This is a genomic window from Pseudomonas sp. P7779, from assembly GCF_013386315.1.
Taxonomy (GTDB): domain Bacteria; phylum Pseudomonadota; class Gammaproteobacteria; order Pseudomonadales; family Pseudomonadaceae; genus Aquipseudomonas.
The window spans coordinates 1-10,618 of the sequence record NZ_JACARZ010000112.1 but is presented as its reverse complement, the minus strand read 5'-3'; the positions used below and the strand labels follow the sequence as shown (position 1 = coordinate 10,618).

9 protein-coding genes, 4 tRNA genes and 1 pseudogene are annotated in these 10,618 nt (G+C 60.3%); 4 read left to right on the top strand and 10 right to left on the bottom strand.

Features of this window, described 5'->3' with window-relative positions; genetic code table 11:
- Positions 1-706: pseudogene (locus tag HX869_RS27210) on the bottom strand (adhesin); the annotation flags it as partial.
- A gap of 162 nt (positions 707-868) precedes the next feature.
- On the opposite strand from HX869_RS27210, the gene HX869_RS27205 reads away from it, so the two are divergent.
- On the top strand, positions 869-1,075 hold the full coding sequence (locus HX869_RS27205) for a hypothetical protein (protein WP_134326072.1): 207 nt from the start codon (positions 869-871) through the stop codon (positions 1,073-1,075).
- 176 nt (positions 1,076-1,251) lie between these two features.
- Here the strand turns inward: HX869_RS27205 and HX869_RS27200 are convergent, their stop codons facing one another.
- The 9 genes from HX869_RS27200 to gltX form a co-directional block, all read right to left on the bottom strand.
- Positions 1,252-2,217 carry a tRNA-dihydrouridine synthase gene (locus tag HX869_RS27200; protein ID WP_178903936.1) on the bottom strand — a complete coding sequence of 322 codons (966 nt, stop codon included), beginning with the start codon at positions 2,215-2,217 and terminating at the stop codon, positions 1,252-1,254.
- Between the two features lie 40 nt (positions 2,218-2,257).
- A complete protein-coding gene (locus HX869_RS27195) occupies positions 2,258-2,707 on the bottom strand; it encodes a thioesterase family protein (protein WP_003214456.1) in 450 nt (149 codons plus the stop codon).
- 50 nt (positions 2,708-2,757) lie between these two features.
- On the bottom strand, positions 2,758-3,591 hold the full coding sequence (locus tag HX869_RS27190; protein WP_003214459.1) for an alpha/beta hydrolase: 834 nt from the start codon (positions 3,589-3,591) through the stop codon (positions 2,758-2,760).
- A 28-nt stretch (positions 3,592-3,619) separates the two neighbouring features.
- Positions 3,620-4,159, bottom strand: coding sequence for a TetR/AcrR family transcriptional regulator (locus HX869_RS27185; RefSeq protein WP_003214462.1), 540 nt, complete (start codon positions 4,157-4,159; stop codon positions 3,620-3,622).
- A 184-nt stretch (positions 4,160-4,343) separates the two neighbouring features.
- A tRNA-Glu gene (locus HX869_RS27180) sits at positions 4,344-4,419 on the bottom strand.
- 80 nt (positions 4,420-4,499) lie between these two features.
- Positions 4,500-4,575: transfer RNA gene (locus HX869_RS27175), tRNA-Ala, on the bottom strand.
- A 50-nt stretch (positions 4,576-4,625) separates the two neighbouring features.
- Positions 4,626-4,701 (bottom strand) — tRNA-Glu (locus HX869_RS27170).
- A gap of 79 nt (positions 4,702-4,780) precedes the next feature.
- Positions 4,781-4,856: transfer RNA gene (locus HX869_RS27165), tRNA-Ala, on the bottom strand.
- 147 nt (positions 4,857-5,003) lie between these two features.
- On the bottom strand, positions 5,004-6,485 hold the full coding sequence (gene gltX / locus HX869_RS27160) for a glutamate--tRNA ligase (protein ID WP_003214464.1): 1,482 nt from the start codon (positions 6,483-6,485) through the stop codon (positions 5,004-5,006).
- A gap of 196 nt (positions 6,486-6,681) precedes the next feature.
- On the opposite strand from gltX, the gene HX869_RS27155 reads away from it, so the two are divergent.
- The 3 genes from HX869_RS27155 (at position 6,682) to HX869_RS27145 (ending at position 10,545) form a co-directional block, all read left to right on the top strand.
- Positions 6,682-7,728 carry an HlyD family secretion protein gene (locus tag HX869_RS27155; RefSeq protein ID WP_102368518.1) on the top strand — a complete coding sequence of 349 codons (1,047 nt, stop codon included), beginning with the start codon at positions 6,682-6,684 and terminating at the stop codon, positions 7,726-7,728.
- Positions 7,718-9,268, top strand: a complete 1,551-nt coding sequence (locus tag HX869_RS27150) for an MDR family MFS transporter (RefSeq protein ID WP_178903935.1) — start codon at positions 7,718-7,720, stop codon at positions 9,266-9,268. Before HX869_RS27155 ends, HX869_RS27150 begins: the two co-directional genes overlap by 11 nt.
- 221 nt (positions 9,269-9,489) lie before the next feature.
- Positions 9,490-10,545: a permease gene (locus HX869_RS27145; protein WP_178903934.1), complete on the top strand. Its 1,056-nt coding sequence runs from the start codon at positions 9,490-9,492 to the stop codon at positions 10,543-10,545.
- Positions 10,546-10,618 lie beyond the last annotated feature (73 nt).

Here is a 10,618-nt window from a genome sequence, read left to right as displayed (position 1 = left end):
CGGGCTTAGGCGGGACCGGCTTCGTTGCATCCGGGTGAGGGCAATGGCAGTTCATCACTTGGACCGTGACGTTCACGTCGGAACTGCTCCGGGCGTTCGGCTGCACGTCCTTGCCCGATGCGGGGTCTGGCCTGCGGGGCTCTGGCAGGGGTTTAGGCGTTACCTTAACCTCGGAACTCGGGACCGCTGGATTGTTTGCTGGCTTGTCTTTCTGTACCGACACCTCAGGGTTGGGCCCGGACTTGTCCTTGAGTGCAGTGTTCAATACCGGCGAGTTGGTCTCGGCTTTGTCCTTGGCTACAGTGTTCGGCACTTGCGAGTCAGTCCCCGCCTTGTCCTTGGCCGCAGTGTCCGGCACATTCGATTTACTGTCCGCCTTATCCTTCACCGGAGTATCGCTACTCTTTTCGGGTTTAGGCAGCGGGCCAGCATCGGGTACCAACTTGGGCATCCCGCCCTGCCCGGACAGCATGTTCCGTATGGCCTTGAATGCATATTCAAACAACTCGAACAACTTCTCGAGTGCATCCTTGTTGAAGGTGACGGTTCCATCCGTCACCACGGCGGGATTGTTTTTCAATACTGTGCCGGGCGTATTCGCCCGGATTTCGCCGGCGCTCTTGTCGACAGACTTTGGCAGGTCTGCATTCTGCTGATTGAAGTCATTAGTCAAGCGAGGGAAATTATTGACCGACAAATTAGACATAAACAAATCCTTATTCAGTGATTGCCAAAACTCCTTCAGCGGTCTGCAAACAGACCGTCCAGGTTCTGGACTGGAAACAAACCCGAGTGCTGCACACTCCCTACTTTCGTGGGTGTTGCGAGCATCGGGTTCCGAAAATCGGCCTTCACATAAGGAAATCAAATGAAAATAGAGACTTTATCCTATGGACTTTCCGTAAAACATCATGCTTACCCGGTGGTCGCCGTGGGCAAAATGGATATATCAGGCAACAGTCAGCCGTTAAGGCAAATTGATGAAATCACTCACCCACGCCAGTCATTCATATCTGTGTTATTGCGCGCGCCCCTCATACTCCAACTAACAAAACTTAAAAATATGCGCCGCTGACACCGCAAGACTCTGTAGCAAACAAGAAACTTGCTCACATATATAAAGCAATCAAAAAGCTCTAGTCACGTGCCCACAAACACTCGCTGTTAACGATCCGCGGCCTTATTTCAAGCAAAAAAAAGGGCGCCCACGGCACCCTTTCCTACTGGATTGAAACGCTTATATATATGTACTCAATTTTGCAGCGCAACCGAATCAGGCACCCCTAACAATCGTCCTACCTGCTCCAGGTCGGTTTCCTGCCGCATCAGCGTAAATAGTTCAACTGCTTCGGGATAGTTGCGGGTCAGCATCGCCAGCCATTGCTTCAAGCGTCCCGGCGCCTGGCGCTCGGTCAATTGCTCAACGGATTGCCGCCAGAATTCCTGGAGCATGGGTTGCATCTGCGCCCAAGTCATCTCGACCACCTCTTCCCCGGCCCGCGCGGCAGCAATCTGCCGGGCCAGGTCGGGACGAGCCACCAGGCCGCGACCGAGCATGATGTCTTCGACACCACTGATTTCGCGACACCGCCGCCAGTCTTCAACGCTCCAGATATCACCGTTGGCGAACACTGGCACCTTGACCACCTCTTGCACACGCGGGATCCACTCCCAGTGCGCCGGAGGTTTGTAGCCGTCAGCCTTGGTGCGGGCATGCACCACGATATGCGCTGCGCCGCCTTCGGCCAGGGCCGTGGCGCACACCAGGGCACCGTCGGGGCTGTCGAAGCCCAGGCGCATCTTGGCCGTGACGGGAATATGTGCCGGCACCGCACGCCGTACGTGTTCGACGATCTGGTTAAGCAGCTCCGGCTCCTTGAGCAGCACCGCACCGCCACGGGACTTGTTCACGGTCTTGGCCGGGCAACCGAAGTTGAGGTCAACCACCTGAGAGCCCAGCTCACACGCCAGGGCGGCGTTTTCCGCCAAACACACCGGGTCTGAACCGAGTAACTGCACACGCAGCGGCACGCCGGCAGCGGTCTTGGCACCGTGCAGCAACTCAGGGGCGAGTTTGTGGAAATAGGCAGGCGTCAGCAGGCGGTCGTTGACCCGGATGAACTCGGTCACGCACCAATCAATACCACCGACCCGGGTCAGCACGTCCCGCAGGATGTTGTCGACCAACCCCTCCATGGGCGCCAAAGCAATTTGCATGGAAAACACTCAACGAAAAACGTGGCGCAGTTTACTGGTTTCAGACGCTGGCAGGTAATTCGCCTTGCAGCGCAGGGCCATAACCCTCAAGAAATTCCGACGGCATGCGCTTGGGCTTGCCGCTGGACAGTTCGATGCAGACAAAGGTGGTTTGCGCTCGCAGCAAGGTAGCGCCATCACGCGGGCGTACCAGCTGGAAGCGTCGGGTCATTTTCAGGCGCTGGTCCCAGTCGACGATCCAGGTCGCCAACTGCAGCTCATCGCCCTCGTAACCGGCGGCGAGGTAATCGATCTCATGACGCACCACGGCCATCGCGCGATCCAGCCTGCGGTACTCGCTAAGGTCCAGCCCCAGGCGCTGGGAATGGCGCCAGGCGCAGCGTTCGAGCCAGGACACGTAAACGGCGTTGTTGGCGTGCCCCAGACCGTCGATGTCGTCGGCACCGACCTGCAGATCGATGATAAACGGCGTTGCCAAATCCCAGCCCATGGGGTGCTCCCGGTCGATTAATGTCGGCGGCGAGCAGTGTAACCCATGGCTCAGGCGGTTTGGCGCTCCGGCACGTGGCGGCCGGCCAGCAGCGCCAGCACGCCTTCGATCACACGCGGATCCGCCAGCACTTTCTGGTGCCCGCCCTGCTCCAGGCGCAGCAGGCGGCTGTCGAACCAGGCGTCATGGATGACCTGGCAAGCCTTGACCGAGACGAAGGTATCGTCTTCGGCATGCACGATCAGGCCCGGGATATTCATTTGATAGTGGGCGACATCGAGGTGCTTGAGAGGCATGCCCATCGTCAGCTCGACCTCCTGGATAAACGCCGAACGCGCTCGCGCCGGCAAACCGACCATGCCGGCAAAGCCGCGCAGTACGTCGAGAAACCGCGAGGGTGCGGCGATACTGACCAACGCCTTGGTGCGCAAGCCCAACTGCACCGCCAACATCGCGCTGGCCCCACCCATGGAGTGACCGACAACCGCATGCAGCGGTGGCAGTTCGGCAGCCGCTTCCAGCATGGCACGGGCAAACAGCAGCACATGGGCTTCGCGCCCCGGCGAACGCCCGTGGGCCGGGCCGTCCAGCGCAACCACCGAATAACCCGCCTCCACCAATGCGCTGATCAGGCTGGCGAATTGCGTCGGGCGCCCTTCCCAGCCGTGCATCAACAGCACCGCAGGGCCCTGGCCCCACTTCAGCGCCGACAGGCCGAAACGCAAAGTGATGCGCTCGGACTGCGCCAGCAGCGGCAGCTCCCAGTCACGGGGCGGCAAATCGCGAGGCGTCATGAACACCCGACGCATCTTGCTAGCCACCGTTTGCGGCGCCAGCCGGCCCAAGGTGCCATTGACGCCACGAATCCATTTCAACGTGCCCATCGCTCATCCCTCAGGCCAGAAGCCGTTCTTAACGCACTGCGGACTTGGCCGCACGCAATACACGATCCGATAACTCACCCGGGCCCAGGGCGCGGGCCAGCGACAAGCCGCCGATCATCAGCGCCATGTCGGCCAGGGCCTTGTCGGTGTCTTCCGGGCTGGCGGCCAGCTGTGCTGCCATCAGTTCGCAGTGTTCGTTCAAGGCCTGGCGAAATTCGTCCGGCAGGCGGCTCATCTCGCCCACGGTGGACGGGATCGGGCACGCCTGGCTGGTGGAGTCACGGTGTTTACGCGACAGGTAGAACGCTGCGACCAGCGCGCGACGCTCTTCACCGGTCAGCGAGGAGTCCATGTCATCGACGGCGGCGCGACGCCGGGCCAGCAACTCGGTGAAGGCCTCCAGCATCAGTGCGTCCTTGCTTTCAAAGTGCGCGTAGAAACCGCCGACGGTAAGCCCCGCCGCGCCCATGACTTCGCCCACACTCGGCTCGGCCGGGCCGCGTTGTACCAGGGCGGCGCCGGCAGCTTGCAGAATGCGTTCGCGGGTTTGCGCTTTTTTATCGTTCATCGTTGCCTCCGAATCTCATGCTTCGAATATTATTACCATAATAATATTTCGCAAGCCACAGGCATGACCATTGGTCAGAAGAACATTCAGGGAAAAAGGAAGGAGGGTTGGCCAAACGCCAGACAAACAAAAGGGCCATTCAATAATTGAATGACCCTTAAAAATCCCGCAGAGCGGGTAATCGTGGCGTCCCCTAGGGGACTCGAACCCCTGTTACCGCCGTGAAAGGGCGGTGTCCTAGGCCACTAGACGAAGGGGACACAAACCTTCTGTACAACTGATCAGCGCTGAGAACTGATCGAATTCAAGGACGGTGTGGCCAGACCTTGAACCTGTAAATTGGTGGAGCTAAACGGGATCGAACCGTTGACCTCTTGCATGCCATGCAAGCGCTCTCCCAGCTGAGCTATAGCCCCGGATTTTTCGCCTCGCGGCGCAGCAGACCTTTCGAACTGCTTGTTGAAACTGGCGTCCCCTAGGGGACTCGAACCCCTGTTACCGCCGTGAAAGGGCGGTGTCCTAGGCCACTAGACGAAGGGGACACAAACCTTCTATACAACGCGATCAGGCTGAGTCTGATCGAATTCAAGGACGGTGTGGCCAGACCTTGAACCTGTAAATTGGTGGAGCTAAACGGGATCGAACCGTTGACCTCTTGCATGCCATGCAAGCGCTCTCCCAGCTGAGCTATAGCCCCTCGTCGGTGAGGACGGGGCGAATCTTAATGGCGTATTCGAAACGTGTCAAATTTATTTTCAACAATTTTCAAAATTTTTTGCCGAGATAACAATCACTTACCGAGCAAACCCCGGAAAACCGGGGTTTGGCCGTTACAACAGCGTGCTTAAGCGATAGCGCCCAGCAGCTTTTCCCATTCCTTGTTTTCTTTCTTCGACACACCACCAAGCAAATCAAGGGCTTGGCGCAGACGGAAGCGAGTCAGGTCCGGGCCCAGAATTTCCATCGCATCGAGCACCGACACCGAACTCGCCTGCCCGGTGATCGCGGCAAACATCAGCGGCATGGCATCGCGCAATTTCAGCTCCAGGGATTCAACCACCGCCTGGATAGTCGCGGTAATCGCATCCTTCTCCCACTGGCGCAGGCTTTCGAGCTTCCACAGGATCAACTGCATTAACTGGCGAACCTGGTCACCCGAGAGTTTCTTCGACTCAAACAGCTTCACGTCCGGGTTCACGCCACCGGCAAAGAAGAAACTCGCCAACGGTGCGACCTGGCTGAAGGTCTCCACCCTGCCCTGCACCAGCGGCGCGATCTTCATCATGTACTCGGGGTTCAACGCCCACTGCTGCACGCGGCTGGCGAACTCTTCCACCGGCAGGTCACGCAGCCACTGGCCGTTGAGCCACGACAGCTTCTCGATGTCGAAGATCGGCCCACCCAGGGACACACGGGACAGGTCGAAGTTATCGACCATTTCCTGCAACGAGAACTTCTCGCGCTCGTCCGGCATCGACCAGCCCATGCGGCCCAGGTAGTTGAGCATCGCTTCGGGCATGAAGCCCATGCGCTCGTAGAAAGTCACCGAGGTCGGGTTCTTGCGCTTGGACAGCTTGCTCTTGTCCGGGTTACGCAGCAGCGGCATGTAGCACAGCTGCGGTTGTTCCCAGCCGAAGTACTCGTACAACAGGATCAGTTTCGGCGCCGATGGCAGCCACTCTTCGCCACGCAGTACGTGGGTGATGCCCATCAGGTGGTCGTCCACCACGTTGGCCAGGAAGTACGTCGGCAGGCCGTCGGTCTTCATCAGCACTTGCATGTCCATGCGGTCCCACGGGATCTCGACGTCACCGCGCAACATGTCCGGCACCACGCACACGCCTTCGCTCGGCACCTTCATGCGGATAACGTGCGGCTCGCCGGCAGCCAGGCGCCGGGCCACTTCTTCCTTCGACAGCAGCAGTGCGCGGCCGTCATAGCGCGGGGTTTCACCACGGGCCTGTTGCTCGGCACGCATCTGGTCCAGCTCTTCGGCGGTGCAGAAGCACGGGAAGGCGTGGCCCATGTCGACCAGTTGCTGGGTGTACTGCTTGTAGATGTCGCTGCGCTCGCTCTGGCGATACGGGCCGTGGGGGCCGCCGACGTCCGGGCCTTCAGCCCAGGTAATGCCCAACCAGCGCAGGGCATCGAAAATCTGCTGTTCCGACTCGCGCGTGGAGCGCAGTTGATCGGTGTCTTCGATCCGCAGGATGAATTCACCGCCATGCTGCTTGGCAAAGCAGTAGTTGAACAAGGCGATGTAAGCAGTACCTACGTGGGGATCCCCAGTAGGCGATGGCGCGATGCGCGTGCGGACGGTGGTCATGGCGGGTCTCGAATTGGCGATAAAACTGAAAATGAAACAAGGGGCGAATGGTAACAGCCCCAAGCCCTTGGGCTCCAGCGTGGGGAGGCGAACAAAGGGCATATGAGACAAGCTCCGGTCTCAAGTCTCGACATGGCTATTTGCCAGACCGTTCGCTGGCTATATTCCATTACCTTTTGTCGACGACATTATTGCCATGCCTGCCCCGCTCAAACGCCGCCTGTTTATCTTCCTGTTTATCGTGGTCCTGATCGCCGCGGGCTTTTTCGCCCAGTGGTTCTTCAAGGGCCGTTTTTATGAAAGCACCGACAACGCCTACGTCCAGGGCGAGATCACCCGGGTCTCCAGCCAACTGGGTGCGCGCATCGTCGAGGTGTTGGTGGGCGACAACGAGCACGTGGAAAAAGGCCAACTGCTGGTCAAGCTCGAAGGCGACGACTTCCACCTCGCCGTCGACCGCGCCAACGCCGCCCTGGCCATGCGCGAAGCCGAGCGCGTGCAGGCCCAGAGCAAACTGACCCAGCAAGCCAGCCTGATCGCCGCCGGTGCAGCCAAGGTCTCGTCCAGCCAGGCCACCCTCGGCCGCTCGCAGATCGACCTGAACCGCGCACAAACCCTGCGCAAACCCGGCTATGTCTCCGAAGAACGGGTCACCACCCTCGACGCCGACAACCACATCGCCCGCTCCCAGGTGACCATGGCCCAGGCCGACCTGCAGGGCCAGCGCCAGCAGGTCAACGCCCTGAACGCCGAGATCAAGCGCCTCGACGCGATGATCGCCAACGCCAGGACTGACCTGGCCCAGGCCGAACTGAACCTGACCCGCAGCGAAATCCACGCGCCCATCAGCGGCCTGATCGGCCAGCGCGCCGCGCGCAACGGTCAATACGTACAGGCCGGCGCCTACCTGCTGTCGATCGTCCCGGACCAGGACATCTGGGTGCAGGCCAACTTCAAGGAAACCCAGATCGGCCACATGCAGCCTGGGCAAAAGGCCGAGCTGACATTCGACGCCTACAGCGATACTCCAATCGAAGGCCGCGTGGCCAACCTGTTCGGCGCCTCCGGCGCGCAATTCAGCCTGCTGCCGCCGGACAATGCCACGGGCAACTTCACCAAAGTCGTACAACGGATTCCGGTCAAACTGACCTTCGCCACCGACAACCCGCTGCAGGGCAAAATCCGCCCGGGCATGTCGGTGACGGTCAAAGTGAACATCCAAGACCCGCACGATGGCCGGTGATCAACTGCTGCCGCCGGTAGGCGAACCGAGCCGGCGCGACTGGATAGCAGTCATGAGCGTAATGCTCGGCGCCTTCATGGCGGTGCTCGACATCCAGATCACCAACTCGTCCCTCAAGGACATCCAGGGCGCGCTGTCGGCCACCCTGGAAGAAGGTTCGTGGATTTCCACTTCCTACCTTGTGGCCGAAATCATCATGATCCCCCTCACCGCCTGGCTGGTGCAGCTGCTGTCGGCGCGTCGGCTGGCGGTGTGGGTCTCGGGCGGGTTCCTGATCGCCTCGCTGATGTGCTCCATGGCCTGGAGCCTGGAAAGCATGATCGTATTCCGCGCGCTGCAGGGCTTTACCGGCGGCGCGCTGATCCCCCTGGCGTTCACCCTCACGCTGATCAAGCTGCCCGAACATCACCGCGCCAAAGGCATGGCCATGTTCGCCATGACCGCCACCTTCGCCCCGTCCATCGGCCCGACCATTGGCGGCTGGCTCACGGAAAACTGGGGTTGGGAATACATCTTCTACATCAACATCCCACCGGGCCTGATCATGATCGCCGGGCTGCTGTACGGCCTGGAGAAAAAGGACTCCAACTGGGACCTGCTCAAAAGCACCGACTATCTTGGCATTGTCACCATGGCCGTGGGCCTTGGGTGTTTGCAGGTGTTTCTGGAAGAAGGCCATCGCAAGGACTGGCTGGAGTCGAACCTGATTGTCAGTCTGGGCACCGTCGCTCTGTTGAGTTTGATCACCTTCGTCATCGTGCAGATGTCCAAGCCCAACCCGCTGATCAACCTGCGGATCCTCGGCAATCGCAATTTCGGGCTATCGAGTATTTCGAGCCTGGGGATGGGCGTGGGGTTGTATGGCTCGATTTATCTGCTGCCGCTGTACCTGGCGCAGATCCAGAACTACAACGCCCTGCAAATCGGCGAAGTGATCATGTGGATGGGGGTTCCGCAGCTGTTCCTGATTCCGCTGGTGCCCAAGCTGATGAAGTACGTGTCGCCCAAATGGCTGTGCACCCTGGGGTTCGGGCTGTTCGGGTTGGCGAGTTTTTCATCGGGGGTGCTGAACCCGGACTTTGCCGGCGACCAGTTCAACCGCATCCAGATCATCCGTGCGCTGGGGCAGCCGTTGATCATGGTGACAATTTCGCTGATTGCCACGGCATACATCATGCAGAAGGACGCGGGGTCGGCGTCGAGCCTGTTCAATATCCTGCGAAACCTGGGCGGGGCGATCGGGATTGCGTTGCTGGCGACGCTGCTGGATGCACGCACCAAGACCTACTTTGATTACCTGCGTGAGGCGATTGTGCCGACCAATCCACAGGTGGCAGAGCGCATGGCCAGGCTGACGGAGACGTTTGGCAGTGAGACGGCGGCGTTGGGCAAGTTGAGTGAGATAGCGCATCAGCAGGCGCAGATCATGGCCTATAACGATGCGTTCCATTTTGTAGGGTTGGCGTTGGGGATCAGTATGGTGGCGATCTTGTTGACCAAGGCGTTGCCGGCGGGGCTTAAGGCTGGGGAAGCCCACTGAAATAACCTGTGGCGAGGGAGCTTGTTGTGGCGAGGGAGCTTGTTGTGGCGAGGGAGCTTGCTCCCGCTGGGCTGCGAAGCGGCCCCAAAATTCTGGGAGCGCTTCGCACTCCAGCGGGAGCAAGCTCCCTCGCCACAGCAAGCTCCCTCGCCACAGTGCTTCGGAGGCGGCCTTGTACAGCGTATGATGTTGCGCTATTGACTCACCTGCGGATCATCTACATGTCCAACCTCTCCTCCACCCAGCCTGCCCGGGGCTGGTCCTTCTGGTGGAAACCAGCGCTGTTCCTGCTGGTGGCCTGCGTCGGCCTCTACTACGTGAAATGGTCGCCCTACTACGCCAAGGCGTTTATCGCGGCAGACAACCACAGTATCGGCGCCTCGATTCTCAACGACCAGCAAAGCGCGCCACTGGCCGCGGCGCTGGCCTATGCCCAGGTGTATTTCCTGGCGATCTGGAAGGCTGCGGTGCTGGCGGTCATTCTCGGCTCATTGCTGCAGGTGTTGATCCCACGGGACTGGCTGCTGCGCCTGTTTGGCCGTGCCGGGCTGGGATCTACCCTGCGTGGCGGGCTGTTCGCCCTGCCGGGGATGATGTGCAGTTGCTGCGCCGCTCCGGTGGCGGCCGGTATGCGTCGGCAGAAAGTCTCGGTCGGCGCGGCGCTGGCGTTCTGGATTGCCAACCCGGTGCTGAACCCGGCGACACTGGTGTTCATGGGCTTTGTGCTGGGCTGGGGCTTTACCGCGCTGCGGTTGGTGGCCGGGATCCTGCTGGTGGTGGGTGTTTCGCTGGTGGCGCAACGCATCGCGCGGCCGGAGCAGGTACCGGAAGCCGCGCTCGACGCCGTGGCCCAGGCCAGCCATGCCGAAACCGAACCGTTCCTGACCCGCTGGCTGCGCACCCTGTGGCAGCTGTTCTGGAGCACGATTCCGGTGTACATCCTGGCGGTGCTGATCCTTGGCGCGGCGCGGGTCTGGCTGTTTCCCCACGTTGACGGCGCCATGGCCAACAGCCTGGTGTGGCTGGTGCCTCTGGCGATTGTCGGCACGTTGTTCGTGATCCCGACCGCCGCCGAAATCCCCATCGTGCAGACCATGATGACCCTCGGCATGGGCACCGGCCCGGCCGTGGCCTTGCTGATGACGCTGCCGAGCGTGAGCCTGCCGTCGCTGCTGATGCTGCGCAAGGATTTCGATGCGCGGGTGCTGGTGACTGTGGCCGGCTTGACCATGCTGATGGGGGTGGTGTGTGGGCTGATCGGGGCGTTTATCCTGTAGTGATTGGGTGAGTTTGAGGGCCTCTTCGCGAGCAAGCCCGCTCCCACATTCGACCGCGTTTATCCTGTAGGAG